The organism is Marinomonas sp. HM11-D, from assembly GCF_057626615.1.
Map to the genome: position 1 here is coordinate 38,742 of NZ_JBMMKT010000003.1, position 18,643 is coordinate 57,384.

General features: G+C 47.7%; 15 protein-coding genes and 2 tRNA genes. 8 read left to right on the plus strand and 9 right to left on the minus strand.

The window, feature by feature from the left end:
* Position 1 precedes the first annotated feature (1 nt).
* Genes ACOSVP_RS04730 through ACOSVP_RS04755 form a run of 6 tightly spaced genes read left to right on the plus strand, consistent with a single transcriptional unit; the run spans position 2 to position 6,833 of the window.
* On the plus strand, positions 2–898 hold the full coding sequence (locus tag ACOSVP_RS04730) for a DUF58 domain-containing protein (RefSeq protein ID WP_487346340.1): 897 nt from the start codon (positions 2–4) through the stop codon (positions 896–898).
* Positions 898–1,365, plus strand: coding sequence for a DUF4381 domain-containing protein (locus ACOSVP_RS04735; RefSeq protein WP_487346341.1), 468 nt, complete (start codon positions 898–900; stop codon positions 1,363–1,365). The genes ACOSVP_RS04730 and ACOSVP_RS04735 overlap by 1 nt, the downstream gene beginning before the upstream one ends.
* Complete coding sequence (locus ACOSVP_RS04740) at positions 1,358–2,353, plus strand: vWA domain-containing protein (protein ID WP_487346342.1); 996 nt, start codon at positions 1,358–1,360, stop codon at positions 2,351–2,353. Before ACOSVP_RS04735 ends, ACOSVP_RS04740 begins: the two co-directional genes overlap by 8 nt.
* Positions 2,350–4,062: a vWA domain-containing protein gene (locus ACOSVP_RS04745; protein WP_487346343.1), complete on the plus strand. Its 1,713-nt coding sequence runs from the start codon at positions 2,350–2,352 to the stop codon at positions 4,060–4,062. The genes ACOSVP_RS04740 and ACOSVP_RS04745 overlap by 4 nt, the downstream gene beginning before the upstream one ends.
* 50 nt (positions 4,063–4,112) lie before the next feature.
* A complete protein-coding gene (locus tag ACOSVP_RS04750) occupies positions 4,113–5,891 on the plus strand; it encodes a BatD family protein (RefSeq protein WP_487346344.1) in 1,779 nt (592 codons plus the stop codon).
* A gap of 21 nt (positions 5,892–5,912) precedes the next feature.
* Positions 5,913–6,833 (plus strand): Dyp-type peroxidase, encoded by a 921-nt coding sequence (locus ACOSVP_RS04755; protein ID WP_487346345.1) that lies wholly within the window; start codon positions 5,913–5,915, stop codon positions 6,831–6,833.
* Positions 6,834–6,908: 75 nt separating this feature from the next.
* On the opposite strand, the gene ACOSVP_RS04760 is transcribed toward ACOSVP_RS04755, so the two are convergent.
* From ACOSVP_RS04760 to ACOSVP_RS04795, 8 genes are all read right to left on the minus strand, one after another.
* Positions 6,909–8,741: a SurA N-terminal domain-containing protein gene (locus tag ACOSVP_RS04760; protein WP_487346346.1), complete on the minus strand. Its 1,833-nt coding sequence runs from the start codon at positions 8,739–8,741 to the stop codon at positions 6,909–6,911.
* Positions 8,742–8,817: 76 nt separating this feature from the next.
* Positions 8,818–8,894: transfer RNA gene (locus ACOSVP_RS04765), tRNA-Asp, on the minus strand.
* Between the two features lie 7 nt (positions 8,895–8,901).
* Complete coding sequence (locus ACOSVP_RS04770) at positions 8,902–9,174, minus strand: HU family DNA-binding protein (RefSeq protein ID WP_487346347.1); 273 nt, start codon at positions 9,172–9,174, stop codon at positions 8,902–8,904.
* Between the two features lie 122 nt (positions 9,175–9,296).
* The gene (gene lon, locus ACOSVP_RS04775; RefSeq protein ID WP_487346348.1) at positions 9,297–11,684 is read right to left on the minus strand and encodes an endopeptidase La; all 2,388 of its coding nucleotides are present in this window, start codon (positions 11,682–11,684) and stop codon (positions 9,297–9,299) included.
* Positions 11,685–11,864: 180 nt separating this feature from the next.
* On the minus strand, positions 11,865–13,148 hold the full coding sequence (gene clpX / locus ACOSVP_RS04780) for an ATP-dependent Clp protease ATP-binding subunit ClpX (protein ID WP_487346349.1): 1,284 nt from the start codon (positions 13,146–13,148) through the stop codon (positions 11,865–11,867).
* A 15-nt stretch (positions 13,149–13,163) separates the two neighbouring features.
* Positions 13,164–13,796 carry an ATP-dependent Clp endopeptidase proteolytic subunit ClpP gene (gene clpP, locus ACOSVP_RS04785; RefSeq protein ID WP_487346350.1) on the minus strand — a complete coding sequence of 211 codons (633 nt, stop codon included), beginning with the start codon at positions 13,794–13,796 and terminating at the stop codon, positions 13,164–13,166.
* A gap of 71 nt (positions 13,797–13,867) precedes the next feature.
* Positions 13,868–15,202, minus strand: a complete 1,335-nt coding sequence (gene tig, locus ACOSVP_RS04790; RefSeq protein ID WP_487346351.1) for a trigger factor — start codon at positions 15,200–15,202, stop codon at positions 13,868–13,870.
* A 109-nt stretch (positions 15,203–15,311) separates the two neighbouring features.
* Positions 15,312–15,388: transfer RNA gene (locus ACOSVP_RS04795), tRNA-Arg, on the minus strand.
* Positions 15,389–15,731: 343 nt separating this feature from the next.
* Here ACOSVP_RS04795 and ACOSVP_RS04800 point away from each other — a divergent pair.
* Positions 15,732–16,583 carry a YihY family inner membrane protein gene (locus ACOSVP_RS04800; RefSeq protein ID WP_487346352.1) on the plus strand — a complete coding sequence of 284 codons (852 nt, stop codon included), beginning with the start codon at positions 15,732–15,734 and terminating at the stop codon, positions 16,581–16,583.
* Between the two features lie 35 nt (positions 16,584–16,618).
* Positions 16,619–17,167 (plus strand): hypoxanthine-guanine phosphoribosyltransferase, encoded by a 549-nt coding sequence (locus tag ACOSVP_RS04805; protein ID WP_487346353.1) that lies wholly within the window; start codon positions 16,619–16,621, stop codon positions 17,165–17,167.
* Positions 17,168–17,240: 73 nt separating this feature from the next.
* Here ACOSVP_RS04805 and sthA read toward each other — a convergent pair whose 3' ends face one another.
* Positions 17,241–18,635, minus strand: coding sequence for a Si-specific NAD(P)(+) transhydrogenase (sthA, locus tag ACOSVP_RS04810; RefSeq protein WP_487346354.1), 1,395 nt, complete (start codon positions 18,633–18,635; stop codon positions 17,241–17,243).
* Positions 18,636–18,643: the final 8 nt, after the last annotated feature.

Genomic DNA, 18,643 nt, shown 5'->3' on the forward strand with positions numbered 1-18,643 from the left:
CATGAATGACTTAATTAGCCCAGCATCTCCGGAGCTTAGCTGCGAGCAAATCCTAGCCCTTGGCGGTTTCGCCAAGGCATTAGGACAAGCTCGTAATATTCCGCGCTCACATTTGTTAGCCGGTAACCTTCAGAGCAAGAAAAAGGGACATGGTTTAGAGCTGCATGAGATTCGCCCCTATGCAGTGAGCGATGAAGCGCGCCACATTGATTGGCGTGTCACAGCACGCACCGGAGAAGCTCATACGCGCATTTATACAGAAGACTCAGAGCACCGCACCTTGGTGATTTTGAGCTTATCCTCAGAAGCCTATTTCGGTACTAAAACCACCTTTATCAGCACCCGTTTAGCGCAACTAGCCGCATTAGCCTGTTGGCGTTGCTACGCTCAGCACGAGGCGGTTGGCTTGGCACTACAGGCGAGAGATACGGTCTTTACCCCTAGTATTAAAGACTGGCAACAACTGGGACAGCAACTGGCCAACAGCACACTGATTAAGCAGCGCGATAACTGCTTTGATTACTTAAGTTTGCCCAATCTGAAGCATTTACGTGGCTATTCGGTGGTAATCTTAAGCGATCAGCTATCCGTTGCCCAAAATAGCCAAGTCGCCTTCGCGCAACTGGCGCAACACAATCGCGTTAACTGGATTGCGATTGATGATCCAAACACCTTTAGCTTGCCCGATGGGGATTATGCGTTTGCCCAGCGCAATGGCCCAAAGCACATCCAAGTGAATAAACCACAAAAGCAACAAGCAGAAACGCAACACTTAAAGCAAAGACAGCAGTTAGCTGAATATTTATCTGGACTAGGTGTCATGCATCTTACCTTCAGTGTGGATGATTCACCGATCGCCATCGCTCGAGAATTATTGCTCCGTGGAGTCATTCACTGATGGCCAGCACAATCGAACTGCCAAATAAAGCCTATATGCTGCCTGACACCATTCCAAACTGGCCGCCGGCTTGGTGGTTTTGGCTATTCGTCGCGGCGCTGATCCTATTACTTACGCTGACCATTATCGGCCTGCGTCGTCGCTATCTAAAACGCGCCTATCGCCGCGAAGCACTACAACAACTCCGTGACCATCAGAATCTGAGTGACCAAGCTTTAAGTGAGCATTGCTTAACCCTGATCAAGCGCTGCTTGATCACCGAAGGCAAGCAAGACCTCGCCAGTTTAACGACAACAGCCCTACTGCCCTTGCTTGACCAGCAAGTGAAACGTTCTCGCAGCAAACTGACCCAGTGTGAAGACAGTTTTAGTGTCTCCATCTATCAACCTAATGGCCAACTCACCGCAGAACAGCGTGCAGCCTTAATCGAGGCGACTCGCCGCTGGATAAGGAGGCACAGTGCTTGATCTAGAATGGCCTTGGGCACTGGTGCTCATACCACTGCCTCTGTTCCTTTGGTGGTTTAGAAAACCTAATAACGTTAATACGACCGCGGTGCATTGGCGTCATAGCAAGCTTCTGGAAAACGCAACCAATACCGGCACTTCTCATAACAAGCTTTCCGTTTTGTTATTGAGCCTTGCTTGGCTATCCTTGGTGCTCGCCATTGCCCGCCCTACTTGGTTGGGGGAAGCAACCCAAATCCCGCCTACTGGGCGCGATCTACTGATCGCCTTGGACCTATCTGGCAGCATGCAAATCACCGACATGACACTCAATGACCGTCCCGAAGATCGCTTATCTGCCGCCAAAGAAGTGCTGGCACAGTTTATCCAAGCCCGTCGCGGCGACCGCATTGGCATCATAGTGTTTGGCAGTAAAGCCTATTTACAAGCGCCACTCAGCTATGACTTAGACACCATCAATCAACTGGTACAAGAAAGCCAAATTGGCTTTGCCGGTGAACAGACTGCCATTGGTGACGCCATCGGCTTAGGTATTAAACGCTTACAAGACAAACCTGCCGAACAAAAAGTACTGATTTTAATGACCGACGGCGCCAATACCGCTGGACGCGTCAGCCCGCTTCAGGCCGCTAATTTTGCTGCCAAAGAAGGGGTAACCATTCACACCATTGGCATTGGCGCAGAGCAAATGACGGTACAAGGGTTCTTTGGCCCTAAGGTGGTTAACCCCTCCAGTGACTTAGATGAACCACTGCTGACAAATATTGCTGAGCTGACCAATGGGCAATTTTTCCGCGCTCGCAGTACCGAAGAACTTCGCCAAGTGTATGAGATTCTTGATCAGCTAGAGCCAACGCCTGCGGAGGACATTCTGCAGCGCCCGAAAACCACCTTATTTCATTGGCTAGGACTGTTCGCTTTGCTGCTTTTGGGATTAGCCCTGATCAGCACGGGTCGATTAACGTTCAACCTTAAGGGGCAAGCATGACAGCGTTTGATTGGCTTCATTTTAACCGCCCTTTTTGGCTACTACTGATTCCAATTCTCTGGCTACTGGCGAGCCTTCTGACCTGGCAGCGCTCCGATAAAGCCCTGCAAACGGCGGTCGCAGCACACCTGTTACCCTTTTTAACGCATGACAAAGACAATAAAGCCACTCAGAAGTGGCTGGGAATGATCTGCGCCAGCCTGCTTATTATTGGCTTGTCAGGCATTAGCTTCTCCAAAACGGAAACGGAACTCTATAGCCCGCAACAGAAAACCGTGTTTATTGTCGATCAGTCCCTGTCCCTATACGCTACCGATGTTCGCCCTAACCGTTTGACCCGTGAAAAACAAATTTTACGTGATATTTTACGCAGCAATTTAGAGGGCGACATGGCACTCGTCGCCTATGCCGGTGACGCCTATGTGGTGAGCCCCTTCACTCAAGACAAAGAGACGTTAACCCACTTTTTAGTGGCCCTTGATCCGCTAATCATGCCCCTTTATGGCAGCAATTTAGCCACGGCACTAGAGCAAGCATTGCAACTGATTAGCCCAGAAGAAGCTTCGTACACCAGCTTTATCGTGCTAACAGATGACATCAACGCTGAGGACGAAGCGCAAATGGCTAGGGTAACCAAGGCAGACATCAGTCTTGAAGTCATCAGTATCGGCACTACAGCGGGGGCGACCATGCAGATGCCCGATGGACAGATCCTTCGTCATCAAGGCATCACAGCCGTTGCTAAAACTCCCTTAGAACAGATAGAAACCATTACCTCCAAGGTCGGTGGCTATTATTATGACCATCAAGCCTCCGCTGCAGAGATCGCTCGCATTGGTCACCACGCTCGCCCTGCCTTAGAAGCCACTAAATCTCAATTCAGTGGCATTACTTGGCAAGAACAAGGCCACTGGTTTGCCCTACCCTTTTTAGGGTGGCTGCTGTGGCAATTCCGTGGTGGTTACATATTGATGTTGTTACTTGCCCTTGGCTTACCGATCAAAGAAGCAAAAGCCTCGCCATTAGATTGGTTTAAAACTGATGATCAAAAGGCACAGCAAGCATTTGATCAAGGGGACTGGCAAAATGCTGCCGAGCTGTTCCAAGAGCCACGCTGGAAAGCCGCCAGCGAATACGCCAAGGAAGCCTATGACAGCGCGGCCGAGCAATTGCAACCTATCGCAAACAGCGCCGCCGATTTTTACAATCTTGGCAATGCCTTAGCCCTACAACAAGACCTTGAAGGGGCCGTGAAAGCTTACCAAGAAGCCTTAACACGACAGCCTGACCTGCAAGCTGCTCAAGAAAACCTAGACTATGTGCAGCAACTCTTAGACGAACAAGCTCAGCAACAGCAACAAAGTCAAAACCAGCAAAATAACGAGAATTCGCCATCTTCAGACACAAATTCCGAGCAAGATCCGTCCTCTGAAGCACAGAACGCTGACGACAATGAGAACAAAATGCCGCAAAAACAAGACAATAATTCTGAAAAGCGGGATAATCAAACGGATTCAGATGCTTCGGACCCCGTCAATTCGGAGCATGTTGAGCGTTCGCAAATGGAAGAGCAGCAAGCGCTAGAGCAATGGCTACGCCAAATCCAAGATGATCCTGGCACACTGTTACAGCGCAAGCTTTGGTATCTGCATCAAGAACGACGCAATGAAAATCGCTTTAATCAAGAGGAAGGGCGACAACCATGGTAGCCAATTCAGCACTTCTACCAAGAGCAATCCAATGGACGCTGGCGCTCCTAATGACGCTGAGCCTTACGAGTATCGCCCACGCGGATCAAGTCACCGCGGCATTAGACAAAAGCGTTGTCGCTGAAAATGAAGTGGTACAACTCACCATCCGCACTGATTTCACCAATACTGGTAATGGCCCTGACCTTTCCGCACTGAAACGCGACTTCGAGATCTTAGGTCGCAGCCAGAACAGCCAATTTAGCTTTAACCTAGGCACCAATCAGGCCCTGAATTTCTGGGTCGTCACTTTAATGCCCAAGGCTGTCGGCAACTTCCAAATCCCGCCTATTCAGGTAGGTGACAAAGCCTCTGAACCGCTTTATTTAGAAGTTAAACCTGCCCAGCAAATGACAGATCGCAATGGCAATCCGTTAGTCATGTTGAAGTTTAGCACCGACACCAGCGAGCCTTACGTACAACAACAAGTCTTGATTACACTTGAACTCTACACCGCGGTAGCGCTACAGAATGTCAGCTTATCCATGCCTAACCACCCAAATTTGGTTACCGAGCGCCTGACCGATGATCAAATGCGCTACGAAGACATTGATGGCACGTCTTATCAAATCATGACGCGAGAATATGTCGCCTTTCCCCAGCGTAGCGGTATGCTGGAATTGACTAACCAAAGCATTGAAGCACTGGTCAATACCCGCAATGGCACTCGCAAAATCAATGTCAAAAGTTTACCGATCACCTTGAATGTGATGCCTATTCCCGCCTCATACGGCAACTCTAACTGGTTGCCCACTGATGCGGTGGCGGTACGCTCTAATATCAGCAACACGGTCAACAACCCGCGCGTTGGCGACACTCTGATTTGGGAAATTGATATTACCGCGCAAGGGGTTTTAGGGGAGCAATTACCCACCCTTAGCTTTGCCAGCACCCGCGCTTACAAGCTGTACCCTACTTCACCAAGTTTTGATACAAGTAAGTCTATCAGTGGTGTAACGGGACGCGAATCCATGCGCATCGAGGTGGTACCGACTCAATCCGGCCCACTTGAACTGCCTACCGTTGAAGTCACTTACTGGGATCCCGTGTCTCGTAGTGTGAAAAGCGCCAGCGCGAAAGCCCCTACGGTCAACATTGCCCCACTGCCAGGATCAGGCGAAAGCTCAAGTGACAATAGCGCAACGGCCAGCCCAGAAAGCAATGGCAGTAGCTTAGTTGATAATCTACCGCCACAGCCCACCTCGGTAGCGCCGATTTCTTTGGTCAAACCAAGACCTGCACCGCAAACCGAGCAAGCTCAACAGGACAGCAATAGCCCTGCACCATTAGAAGTGGTAGTACAAACAGATGACAGCCACAGCAATGCCTGGAAAGGCTGGCTCGCGGCAGCTTTGATTGGCGTAGGGGCCATCGGCGTTGGGTCTTGGTTATGGCTACGTCGCAAAAGTCCAGCACAAGCCGCCAGCAATGAAGTACCGACATTACAGGAATTTGCTCCACTGTCTTCAGGCAACGAAACATTGGCTTACCAGGTATTAATCCACGGTTGCCGAGACAATAACTTAGCTACCCTACGTTTAAATCTTTTAGAGTGGGCGCGCCATCGCTGGGGCGACAACGCCATTCGCGGCGTTGACGACATTAAACGCTTAGCGGACACCCCGCACTTAACACAATTACTCATGGAAGCTGAGCTGGTCATGTATTCCCATGCGGCAGCCACACAATGGGATGGCAATGCCCTAGCCGACGCTTTAGAAGAATACGTGACAGGAGAAAAGAAGCCTTCACAAGCCAGTCAGTTGAAGACGCTTTATCCAAACTTTTAGCCTTGTAGGAGTTGTAACCATATGAGTTTGAATATTCAAACTGGCATTACTGCAGAAGCATCAAGTGATGCCAGCTTTATTTTGCTGGATGCGGTCGCAGGAAAAGAAGCGCAATTGCGCCAAGCATTAGCCGCCTTTCCGGAATTGATGAATTCCATAGAGCAACAATTCCCTGATGCTCAGTTGCATGCTGCGGTAGGTTTTTCAAGCCATAGCTTTACACGTATTACTCAGCACAGCCTACCCAAAGAATTGGCCCCGTTTCCAAACTTCTCTGGCGAGTACCTAAGTGTCTCCGATGCCGCCTACGACATCATTCTGCATATTCGCTCACTGCGTCATGATGCGACACATTTACTTGCTCTGACGTTATTTAAGGCCATGGCGGACAGCGTTGCCCTCAAACAACAAACTAATGCGTTTAAATACCTCGACAACCGTGACTTCACCGGTTTTGTCGATGGCACCGAAAACCCTCAAGGGGATAACCGCGCGGCGGTGGCATTGGTTGGTGAAGAAGACCCTGAGTATCAAGGCGGTTCTTACCTCAACTATATGAAGTTTGTTCATGACTTGGACAAATGGGAGCATCAAGACCTAAAAGCTCAGGAAGACACCTACGGGCGCACCAAGTACGACAATGAAGAATACCCATCGGCTGAGAAATCCCCGCATGCACACACCAAACGCACTTCACTAAAAGATGCTGATGGTAAGTCGTTGGAGATTTTACGTCAGAGCATGCCCTTTGGTAATTTACAGGAACAAGGCCTAGTCTTTGTTAGCTACTCAAAAACGCCAAGCATCTTCAACCTCATGTTACAAAGCATGATCGAAGGGGATGAACAAGGCCGTGCCGATCACTTGATGCAGTACACGCAAGCCACCTCTGGCAGTGCGTTCTTTGTACCCACCTTAGACTTTTTAAAGCAGCTTGCTTAACGCATACACAAGTTAAGTTTTTTAAGACAAAAAAATACCACGCCAAGGCGTGGTATTTTTCGTTCTGGAGAGCTCTTAGTTACGCACGATTTCCGCGGCATTTTTCAACGTTGCTTGTTGCGCACGCAGAGTCATAGTACTTAACGTTTGTGATAGGTAATTCTGGTAAATCTCTTTTTGAGAATCTTCTACCGAGCCATCACCTTCCATCACAGCGGTTAGGCGAATAGCCACCAGATCACCATTGGCTGCTTTTTCAACACCTGTCGTCACACCACCTTCAGCTGGGTGCGCTAGACCAAATGCTAGGGCCGACACTTCATCCTGACCACGTTCAGCGGCTTCTTCAGCCGTCCAGCTACCATTGCCTGACGCTAAAGCCTGCTCAGCAGCAGCCTGCAATTCTTCAACGGCTTTTTGCTGAACCACGATCGAAGCAATGGCTTCTTTGGCTTCTTCAAAAGTCTGCTGGGCAGCTGCTTTGTGATCATTAACACGCACGACAGCCACTTCTTCATCGCTCAGTTCAATCAAGTCACTGTTGTGACCATCTTCTAGCACTGTCGCACTGTAAGCCACTGAAATCACCGCTGGTGCGGAGCTGATTTCATCTGCACCACCGTTACGACCAAAGTAATCGGTCGTTAACACAGGCACATTGTAGGCGTTAGCAATGGCCGATAAATCATCACTCGCGTAAGCAAGATCGGTAATGTTTTCATGCTCACTTAGCAATTGATCTTTAGCTTTCTGCGCCAACAGTTCATCGGTCAGCTCAGCGCGCATTTCATCAAGGGTTGGCACCGCGGTTTCACTGATGTCGTTCAGTTGAATGAGGTGGTAACCGAACTCAGTGTGCACTTGATCCACTTGACCGACATCTTTCATGGCGAACAGGGTATCTTCAAAGTCACCCACCATAATGCCACGGCTCACGTAACCTAAGTCACCACCGTTGTCTTTTGAACCAAGGTCATCAGAGTACTCCGCTGCCAGATCCGCAAAAGATTGCCCTTCTGCCAACTTCGCCTTGATCTCATCAATACGTGCTTGCGCCTCTGCATCAGAGCGAGATGCCGTGTCTACCAAAATATGAGACGCGGCACGCTCTTCACTTTGGAAACTTGCCACACGAGCCTGATAGGCATCGTTCAACTCAGCTTCGGATACCTCAACCTTCTCTTGCAGATCCGCAACCGATACCACCACATAATCCAGCTTCACTTGTTCTGGTGTCACAAAGCTCGCTTGGTTTTGATCGTAGTATGCACGTAATTCATCATCTGATACGTTCACCTGCTCAGTTTTTTCCGCCAATGAATAGCGAATGTAGTCGAAACTACGCTTCTGATTTTGCAACGCAACGATATGATCTACTTGGCTAGGCAAGACAAACTCTGAACCAGCCAACGCATTACGTGTTTGCTGAATCAACACATCCTGCTTAATACGCTCTTTAAACGCCAATGGCGTGAAGCCAAGTGAGCGAATAAAGTTTAGATATTTACTTTGATCAAACTTGCCATCCGTTTGAAATTGCTCAGCTTGTAATAGGTATGCATCCACTTGAGCATCTGACACACCTAGATTCAAGCTTTCTGCCTGATTCATCAACACCGCACGCTGGATCAACTCATCCAAAGCACGACGCTGTAATGCGTTCTCCTCCAGCATGGCTGGATCAATCTGACCACCCATCATCGAAATTAACTGTCGGCGCTGAGTTTCTGACGCTTGCAGTAGCTGCATGCGGGAAATTTCTTTGCCATCCACTTCGGCAACTGTGTCTGTCGACGTGAAGCTTTGTACTAGGGCTTCCACACCGAATAGAGCAAACGTCACGATCACGACACCAATGATCACTTTAACGATCATACCCTGTGACTTGTCTCTTATATCCTGGAGCATCTTGCCTCCACCTAAATACTGTAATCTGTAAAACAAAAAAGGTGCATCCCGCGGGGAACACACCTCTTTGCTCTAATGGCGGAACGGACGGGACTCGAACCCGCGCCCCCCTGCGTGACAGGCAGGTATTCTAACCAACTGAACTACCGCTCCAAATGCATTAGTTCACTGCGTCTTTCAGGCCTTTACCGGCTTTGAAGCTAGGAACCTTCGCTGCGCTGATCTGGATCTCTTCACCAGTCTGAGGGTTACGACCAGTACGCGCCGCACGCTCTTTAACCGAGAAAGTACCAAAACCAACCAAAGTCACTTGGTCGCCTTTTGCTAGTGCTTCTTCGATGGCTTTCAAAGTTGCATCTAGTGCATTACTTGCAGCAGCTTTAGATAAGTCTGCGGACGTGGCAATAGCATCAATCAATTCTGATTTATTCACGTTCTACCCCTTCAGTATTCTCGTGGTTCCTTGGTATTTTAATTCGACCAAAACGTAACGGTCGATATCTAGATGAGCCTTTATACAAGCCTATCTTAGGCCCTGTCAACACAGGGTTTGGCCTAATGATGACTCACAGATTCTTGTTCATCAACAGTTTTTTCCTTCCCTGACACAGTTTCTTCACTTTTTGGTGAAGGAACGTACTCTAATGCCACATCCAGAACCTCATCGATCCATTTCACTGGGATAATTTCAAGGTCCGCCTTGATGTTATCCGGAATCTCTTTCAGATCACGAGTATTTTCTTTTGGAATCAAAACCGTTTTAATGCCACCGCGATGAGCGGCTAGCAGCTTCTCTTTAAGGCCGCCGATAGGCAACACCTCACCACGAAGCGTAATCTCGCCTGTCATCGCCACAGACGCCTTCACAGGCACTTTCGCAAGCACTGAGACAATCGCTGTACACATGGCGATACCGGCACTTGGGCCATCTTTTGGCGTCGCACCTTCTGGCACGTGCAAGTGCAGATCGACTTTTTCATGGAAGTCATCATCAATACCTAAACCCGCCGCACGACTACGTACAACGGTCAAGGCTGCTTGAATCGATTCCTGCATGACATCGCCAAGAGAACCGGTCTTCACATGACGACCTTTACCCGGCATGCTCGCCGCTTCAATGGTCAATAATTCACCACCGACAGAGGTCCAAGCCAAGCCAGTGACCTGACCAATTTGGTTATTTTCTTCCGCTTTACCGTAGCTAAATTTATGCACGCCACAGTAGTCTTCTAGGTTGTCAGAGGACACTTTTACCGCATCATTGCTCTTCTTAAGCGCTTGCTCTTTCACTACACGACGGCAAACCTTGCTGATTTCACGCTCAAGACCACGCACACCCGCTTCCTTGGTGTAGAAACGAATGATGTCCATCAATGCCTCATCAGAGACTTCAATTTCAGAGTCTTTCAAACCACTCAACTTAACTTGCTTTGGTAACAAGTAGCGCTTAGCGATGTTTAGTTTTTCGTCTTCTGTGTAGCCTGGAATACGGATAATTTCCATACGGTCCATCAACGGCCCCGGAATATTCATGCTGTTCGAGGTACAGATAAACATCACATCCGATAGATCGTAATCTACCTCTAGGTAGTGATCACTAAAGGTATGATTTTGCTCTGGGTCTAGCACTTCAAGTAGTGCAGACGCTGGATCACCACGTTGATCCATGCCCATCTTGTCGATCTCATCCAACAAGAATAGAGGGTTTTTCACTTTTACCTTGGCTAGCTTCTGTAGCAATTTACCCGGCATAGAACCGATGTAAGTACGACGGTGACCACGAATCTCAGATTCATCACGCACGCCACCCAGTGCCATACGCACGTATTTACGGTTTACCGCACGGGCAATGGACTGCCCTAGAGAGGTTTTACCAACGCCTGGAGGCCCTACTAGACAAAGTACTGGACCTTTCACTTTCTTAACGCGCTGCTGTACCGCTAAGAACTCAAGAATGCGGTCTTTCACGTCTTGTAGGCCGTAATGATCTTCGTTAAGCACTTTTTCCGCGTAAGCCAAGTCATTACGTACTTTAGAGCGTTTATTCCAAGGTAGAGAAACCAACCAATCAATGTAGCCACGTACCACGGTCGCTTCCGCTGACATGGGCGACATCATTTTTAATTTCTTAAGTTCAGCTTCAGCCTTTTCAGTAGCTTCTTGAGACATCTTCGCTTCGGTGATTTTCTCTTGCAGAATGTCCAGCTCATTGCTGCCTTCATCCATATCACCAAGCTCTTTTTGAATGGCTTTCATTTGCTCATTCAAGTAGTACTCGCGCTGGCTCTTTTCCATTTGCTTTTTAACACGGCTACGAATGCTTTTCTCAAGATGAGCGATATCCAGCTCGCCATCCATTAAGCCCATTAGATGCTCGCCACGCTCAATCAAGGAACTTAATTCCAAGGCACGCTGCTTATCTTCCAGCTTAAGGCTCATATGACCTGCGATGGAGTCGATCAACTTAGACAAGTCATCGATCGATTTCAGTGACGTGACGACTTCACTCGGGATACGCTTACTACCCGCAACGTATTCATCAAGCTGCTTGATTAGGGCATTGCGAATCGCTGGATACTCCGACTCATCGTCTTCTACTTCAGCAAGCGGCTCAATCGTCGCGGACACCCACTCGTCGCCCTCTTCCATTGACAGCAGCTCAGCACGGTATTGACCTTCCACCAGCACTTTAACCGTACCATCTGGAAGACGTAGCAATTGAATCACTTTGGCTACCGTACCGATCGTGTATAGATCATCCTGCTTAGGGTCGTCCTTAGAGGCATCTTGCTGCGCCACAAGGAACACCAGCTTGTCGCCATCCATTGCCGACTCTAGTGCAGCAATCGACTTTTTACGGCCAACAAACAATGGCAGCACCATATGCGGGTACACGACAACATCGCGTAGCGGCAACATAGGTAAGAATTTAGAATCAGACATATTTACTTCCAACTGAACATCAACGTACGCAACGTCAATGTGTGACTTAACTTCGATATTTAAGAGATAAGGTCAGCGGGGTAAAAATGCAAGCGTTGGAAGAGGAATTAAAAGAAAAAGAGAAGATTAGAGCCAGATTTCGCTTACGAACTAGAGTCGCAAGCGAAATCTGTATAGAAATTAACCATTTGAGGCGTCTTTCTGCTCACTTTCAAGCACCATTAATGGCGTTGAATCACCACGGATAGACGATGCATCCATCACCACCTTGGCAACATCAGTACGGTTTGGAAGATCGTACATAGACTCCAACAAAGCGGACTCAAGAATACTACGTAGACCACGAGCACCTGTCTTACGCTCTAGCGCCAAATGTGCCGCTTCACGCAATGCTTCTTCAGTGAACTCAAGCTCAACACCTTCAAGTTCAAATAGATGTTGATATTGCTTGGTAAGAGCATTTTTAGGCTGACTCAAGATCGTCATCAAGGCTTCTTCGTCTAGCTCAGACAAGGTCGCCACGACCGGCAAACGGCCCACGAACTCAGGAATCAAACCAAACTTCACTAAGTCTTCGGTTTCCACCTGGTGGATCGACTCAGAGAACGAACGGTTTTCTTCTTTGCTCTTCACAGTAGCCTTGAAGCCAATACTGCTTTTCTCAGTACGATCGCTGATAACACGATCCAAACCAGAGAACGCACCACCACAGATAAACAGGATGTTCGAAGTATCCACTTGCACAAACTCTTGCTGTGGATGCTTACGACCACCTTGTGGTGGAACCGATGCAACAGTACCTTCGATCAGTTTCAATAGCGCCTGCTGAACACCCTCACCCGACACATCACGTGTGATCGATGGGTTATCAGACTTACGTGAAATCTTATCGATCTCATCAATATAGACAATACCGCGCTGCGCTTTCTCTACGTCGTAATCACAGTTTTGCAATAGCTTCTGGATGATGTTTTCAACGTCTTCACCCACGTAACCCGCTTCTGTCAGCGTAGTTGCATCGGCAATCGTGAATGGCACATCCAATACTCGAGCCAAGGTTTGCGCAAGCAATGTCTTACCGCTACCAGTAGGACCAATTAGCAAGATATTACTCTTACCCAATTCGATATCTTTGTTTGCCAATCCCTGATGACGTAGGCGCTTGTAGTGGTTGTAAACCGCTACCGCTAACACCTTCTTCGCTCGATCTTGACCAATAACATAATCATCTAGGGCTGCAGATAACTTCGATGGCGTTGGCAATTCATCTTTTGCCTCGGTCTCACCGTCACCTTGTAACAGCTCTTGAGTAATGATGTTGTTGCACAAGTCAACACACTCATTACAGATGTATACCGAAGGGCCGGCAATTAATTTTTTAACCTCGTCCTGACTCTTTCCACAGAAAGAACAGTACAGCAAACGATCTGAGTGATCGCCGCGGCTATATTTATCATCAGACATTAAAGTCCACCCTTTTTATACTTCGCGTTTCTCTAGAATATCGTCAATCAAACCGTACTCTTTAGCCATTTGCGGGTTCATAAAGTTGTCACGGTCTGTGTCTTCTGCAACTTTTTCAATCGGCTGACCAGTGTGGTGCGCGATGATTTCGTTTAGACGATGTTTAATACTCAAAATTTCGCGAGTGTGAATTTCGATATCAGAAGCCTGACCTTGGTAACCACCAAGTGGCTGGTGAATCATGACACGAGAGTTAGGAAGACAGTAACGCTTGCCTGCCGCACCTGCCGTCAATAGCAATGCACCCATACTCGCCGCCTGACCGATACACATAGTGCTCACGTCCGGCTTAATGAACTGCATTGTATCATAAATAGACATACCCGCTGTAACAGAGCCACCTGGAGAGTTGATGTATAGGTGGATGTCTTTATCTGGGTTTTCAGATTCCAAGAACAACAACTGGGCAACCACTAGGTTAGCCATGTGATCTTCAACTTGGCCCACCAAAAAGATGACGCGCTCTTTTAGTAGACGTGAATAAATATCGAAAGACCTTTCACCACGAGCAGTTTGCTCAATAACCATTGGCACTAGGCCATTACTTGTAATCGCGACTGGGCCAGTTGTCGGGGTCATTAATTTCATATTCTATTCCTTAAAACGAAAAAGCCGGTATAGCTTGCGCTATACCGGCCCGTGAGAATTATAAGCTAAGCTTATGCTTCTTCAGTCTCTTCTGCTTCTGCAGCTTGAGCTTCTGGCTTAATAGCGTCTTCGTAACCTAGAGTTACTTCAGTAATTTTCGCGCTTTCTAGCAGTTTATCAACAACTTGCTCTTCAAGTACAGCAGATTGCACTTGTGCTAGTTGTTCTTTGTTCTTCAAGTAGAATTCAACTACTTGTTGTGGCTCTTGGTAAGCTTGCGCCATGTCTTCCAAGAATGCACGAACGCGCTCTTCTTCTACTTTAAGTTCGTTCTTTTGGATCACTTCAGAGATCAAAAGACCTAGTGCAGCACGTTTCTTAGCTTCTTCAGAGAATAGCTCTGCTGGAAGTTGAGAAGCGTCGAAGCCTTGCATGCCGCCGAATTGACGAGCTGCTTGCTGACGTAGACCGTCAACTTCTTGATCAACCAATGCCGCTGGAACATCAACTGGGTTAAGCGCTAGAAGCTGATCGAATAGAGAGTTTTTAAGCTTAGCTTTAACTGCTTGGCTTAGTTCACGCTCCATGTTCTTTTGCACTTCTGCACGTAGAGTTGCTAGGTCAGCATTTTCTAGACCGAATTTGCCAGCGAACTCATCGTTTAGCTCAGGAAGTACTTGCTCAGCCACTTCGTGTGCGAAGATTTTGAAAGAAGCTTCTTTGCCCGCTAGGTGTTCAGCTTGGTAGCTTTCTGGGAAAGATACAGAGATAGTACGCTCTTCACCTGCTTTGATGCCTACGATGCCAGTTTCAAAACCTGGGATCATAGTGTTAGAACCTAGAACTAGCTTGTGACCGTTCGCAGCACCGCCGTCAAACGCTTCGTCGCCTAGGAAGCCAACGAAATCGATTGTTACTTGGTCGCCGTCTTGCGCTTCACGCTCAACTGCAGACCATTCAGCGTTTTGCTTACGTAGTGTTTCTAGCATGGTATCAACGTCTGCTTCTGTAACTTCAGAAACAACGCGAGTTACTTCGATTTTAGAAGCGTCTGCAAGTTCAATCGTTGGGTAAACTTCAACTTTAGCAACGAATTCAAGATCCGCACCTTCAGCGATGTTTTTAGGTTCGATTGATGGCATGCCAGCTGGTTGGATTGATTCAGCTTGGATAGCTTCAACGTAAGCGTCACGCATAACTTGCTCAAGCGCTTCCATACGGATGCTTTGGCCGAAACGTTTTTTAACAACACTTACTGGCACTTTGCCTTTACGGAAACCGTCGATACGTACTGTCTTAGCTGTTTTAGCTACTTCAGCGTTAACTTTATCATCGATACGTGCAGCAGGAACGCTAATAGTAAGAACGCGTTCGATTGGAGACGTTGTCTCTACAGAAACTTGCATAAAACTTCCTCTTGGGAACGTGCTTTATTTGTTGACGCCGCCGCGAAGAATCACGACTTACTTTAAAGCTCAGTCAACAAGACCAAAAAATTCAATTAAAGCAATGTAATGGCACGCCTGGAGGGATTCGAACCCCCGACCATCCCCTTAGAAGGGGGATGCTCTATCCAACTGAGCTACAGGCGCAGATACTACATCACAAATAGTGACGCGCTATTATAGGGAAGGAATATAAATCGTCAACTCAAAGACATAAAAAAGCCCAGCAGAGCTGGGCTAAAAGATAATATATGACTTTTCGTCACCAAGGAACCGAGAAACTCTCTAAGCTATGCCCTAGTCACTCAACAGTACAAATATCACAAAAGGAACGAAGCAGATACTAGTGCTCACCAAGGGCATTTGCAACCAAAATGGGTCACTTTTGACTATCTTGCACTATAGATGTGCACTTACCACAATCCTTACACAATGGCCTGTTTTGCCGTTTACCGATACACTATAGCTATAGACGTAAATGGACCTTCGTATGCATACCAAAGCTGTAAAAAATATCGCCTCACAAACCTATCAACTGGTTCGACTGGTTGTTAATAGAGCCATTCGCTATCAGGTTTCTCTGCGTGCCGCCCACTTAACACTCGCCACTTTATTAGCGGCCGTTCCCATTATTACCATCGTATTTGGCATCTTGCGCCTTACACCTGCCATGGTGTCAATTCAAGATTCCTTGGTTGCCTATGTTGAAACACATCTAGCGCCAGGCAGTAGTAGCACCGTGATCCCCTACATGCTGTCCTTTTCGGAGCAGACTAAAAACCTACCCGCTGCCGGGATCGCCATGCTCATTCTGACAGCACTTTTGCTATTAAATAGCTTCGAGGCGTCGGTTCAGGCCATTTGGCAGGTGAAACAGAAACGTAATATCCGTGAACGCTTGTTAACGTATTGGGCCATTCTAACGCTTGGCCCCATTATGCTTGCGGTGGTCATGAGTCTGTACGGCACGCTTTTGTCATACCAAATCACTGGCGACTACATCCCTGAGTTTCTAAAGGGCATTTTCGAGCTAGGTAGCTATGCCCTGTATTTTCTAATGCTATTTACCATTAATTTTTTAACTCCCAATGCTGACGTTAAACTAAGACCCACCGCCATTGCTGCGTTAATTGGCGCCATTTCAATCGCCGTACTGAATTCTATTTTCGCCAACTTCGCGCAATTCTTTGCCAGCTATAAAATTGTTTATGGGGCGTTTGCCGCATTACCAACACTATTAGTCTGGCTACAGGCAAGCTGGCTAATTATCTTGCTAACCGTCAGCTTAAACGCAACACTCCATAAATTGGATCGCGTTAAAGAGCACACTAAGTTAGAATGATCGGTCAAACTTTTACACAAACTCGAATTTAGCCCATGCATAACATCGACGAACTAAACTCAATACTAAACGAGGCTGACTGCCTAGTTTCTGAAGCACAGCTTAACCAAGCTCTGGATAAAATGGCGCAACAAATCACCGATGACTTGGCCGACAAACAGCCGATCGTTATCTGTGTCATGAATGGTGGCTTGCTTCCCACTGGCGCTCTACTGCAACGACTACAATTTCCACTAGAGTTGGACTACGTGCACGCCAGCCGCTATGGCATGAACACCAGTGGCAGTGAGCTAAACTGGACTCGCTACCCACAAACTGACTTCAAAGGTCGCGATATTTTGATTGTTGACGACATCTTTGACCAAGGCCATACAGTAGAAGCCATCATTAAGTGGTTTGAAGAGAACGGCGCAAGCAATGTTTATTCAGCGACCGTGATTAATAAATTGCACGATCGTAAAGTCGAAATGCGCCCAGACTACATTGGCCTAGATATCGAAGACCGTTTCTTATTCGGCTATGGCATGGATTACCAAGGTTACTTCCGTAACCTACAAGGCATCTATGCGGTGAAAGGCAAATAACCACATCTGAACCTAACGAAAACAAAAAAGGCGCCCATATTCGGCGCCTTTTTCATGCATGATCAAATACCGCTTAGAACACTCGGTTAAAACCGTTCAATGCTGCCACACGGTAGGCTTCCGCCATCGTTGGGTAGTTGAACGTGGTATTCAAGAAGTACTTCAAGCTATTCAACTCACCTGGCTGCTTCATGATTGCCTGACCGATGTGCACGATCTCTGACGCTTGGTCACCAAAACAGTGAATACCAAGAATCTCTAACGTTTCACGGTGAAACAGCAACTTCAGCATCCCCACTGCTTCGCCAGTGATTTGTGCTCGGGCAGTGTTTTTAAAGAAAGCGCGTCCCACTTCGTAAGGAACTTTCTCAGCCGTTAGCTCTGCTTCTGTCTTACCGATCGATGAAATCTCAGGAATGGTGTAGATACCTGTTGGTACTTCAGAGATGAAATGACCACCTTCAAGACCCAACATATTGGCTGCAACAGAACGACCTTGGTCGTAGGCGGCACTGGCAAGACTTGGCCATCCGATCACATCACCCGCAGCGTAAACGTTTTCTACCGCTGTTTGGTACGTATCATTCACTGCCAACTGACCACGAGAGTTCGTCTCAAGGCCAATGTTTTCAAGACCCAGTTTCTCTGTATTACCGGAACGGCCATTACAGAACAACAAAGCATCTGCGCGCAGCTTCTTGCCCGAAGACATGGTTACCGTTACGTCACGATCCGAGCCTTCAACTTTCTCGAATGTTTCGTTGTGGCGAATCAAGATACCGCCATCACGCAAGTGGTAACTCAAAGCATCGGTGATCTCATCATCCAAGAAACTTAGCAGCTTCTTACCTGGGTTGATCAGCTCAACGCGCACACCTAGGCCACAGAAGATGGATGCGTATTCGCAACCGATTACGCCGGCACCGTAAATAATCAAAGAACGCGGCGTATGGCTTAAGGTTAGGATACTGTCAGAACAGTAAATACGCGGGTGCGTAAAGTCGATATTGGCCGGATGGTATGGACGCGAACCCGTAGCAATGACTACTTTGTCTGCCACCAACTCTTCTGGGCCTTTTTCGTAGGTATTTACTTCAATGGTATGGGCATCTTTGAAACGACCGCGACCAAAGTAAACATCAATACGATTGCGAGCGTAGTATTCTGTACGCCCTAATACCTGCTTATCAATCACACGGTTAGCGCGATCCAACACTTTCGGAAACGAGAACCAACGCGGCTCACCGATATCACGGAACATGGGGTTAGTGTTGAATGCAATAATTTCCTTTACCGCGTGACGTAGAGCTTTTGAGGGAATGGTACCTAAATGGGTACAGCTACCACCAACCCGCGGACTAGCTTCGATGACTGCAACTCGTTTGCCTGCCTTGGCTGCATTCATCGCAGCCCCCTCCCCTGCAGGACCGGTACCAAGCACCACGACATCATAATGTCTAGTCGTCATAAGATTTT

Coding starts and splice junctions, on each gene's coding strand:
- tig (WP_487346351.1), bottom strand. CDS start 15,202: ATGCAAGTTTCTGTAGAGACAACGTCTCCAATCGAACGCGTTCTTACT.
- ACOSVP_RS04735 (WP_487346341.1), top strand. CDS start 898: ATGGCCAGCACAATCGAACTGCCAAATAAAGCCTATATGCTGCCTGAC.
- ACOSVP_RS04730 (WP_487346340.1), top strand. CDS start 2: ATGAATGACTTAATTAGCCCAGCATCTCCGGAGCTTAGCTGCGAGCAA.
- clpP (WP_487346350.1), bottom strand. CDS start 13,796: ATGAAATTAATGACCCCGACAACTGGCCCAGTCGCGATTACAAGTAAT.
- ACOSVP_RS04800 (WP_487346352.1), top strand. CDS start 15,732: ATGCATACCAAAGCTGTAAAAAATATCGCCTCACAAACCTATCAACTG.
- ACOSVP_RS04755 (WP_487346345.1), top strand. CDS start 5,913: ATGAGTTTGAATATTCAAACTGGCATTACTGCAGAAGCATCAAGTGAT.
- ACOSVP_RS04805 (WP_487346353.1), top strand. CDS start 16,619: ATGCATAACATCGACGAACTAAACTCAATACTAAACGAGGCTGACTGC.
- ACOSVP_RS04745 (WP_487346343.1), top strand. CDS start 2,350: ATGACAGCGTTTGATTGGCTTCATTTTAACCGCCCTTTTTGGCTACTA.
- lon (WP_487346348.1), bottom strand. CDS start 11,684: ATGTCTGATTCTAAATTCTTACCTATGTTGCCGCTACGCGATGTTGTC.
- ACOSVP_RS04750 (WP_487346344.1), top strand. CDS start 4,113: ATGACGCTGAGCCTTACGAGTATCGCCCACGCGGATCAAGTCACCGCG.
- sthA (WP_487346354.1), bottom strand. CDS start 18,635: ATGACGACTAGACATTATGATGTCGTGGTGCTTGGTACCGGTCCTGCA.
- clpX (WP_487346349.1), bottom strand. CDS start 13,148: ATGTCTGATGATAAATATAGCCGCGGCGATCACTCAGATCGTTTGCTG.
- ACOSVP_RS04760 (WP_487346346.1), bottom strand. CDS start 8,741: ATGCTCCAGGATATAAGAGACAAGTCACAGGGTATGATCGTTAAAGTG.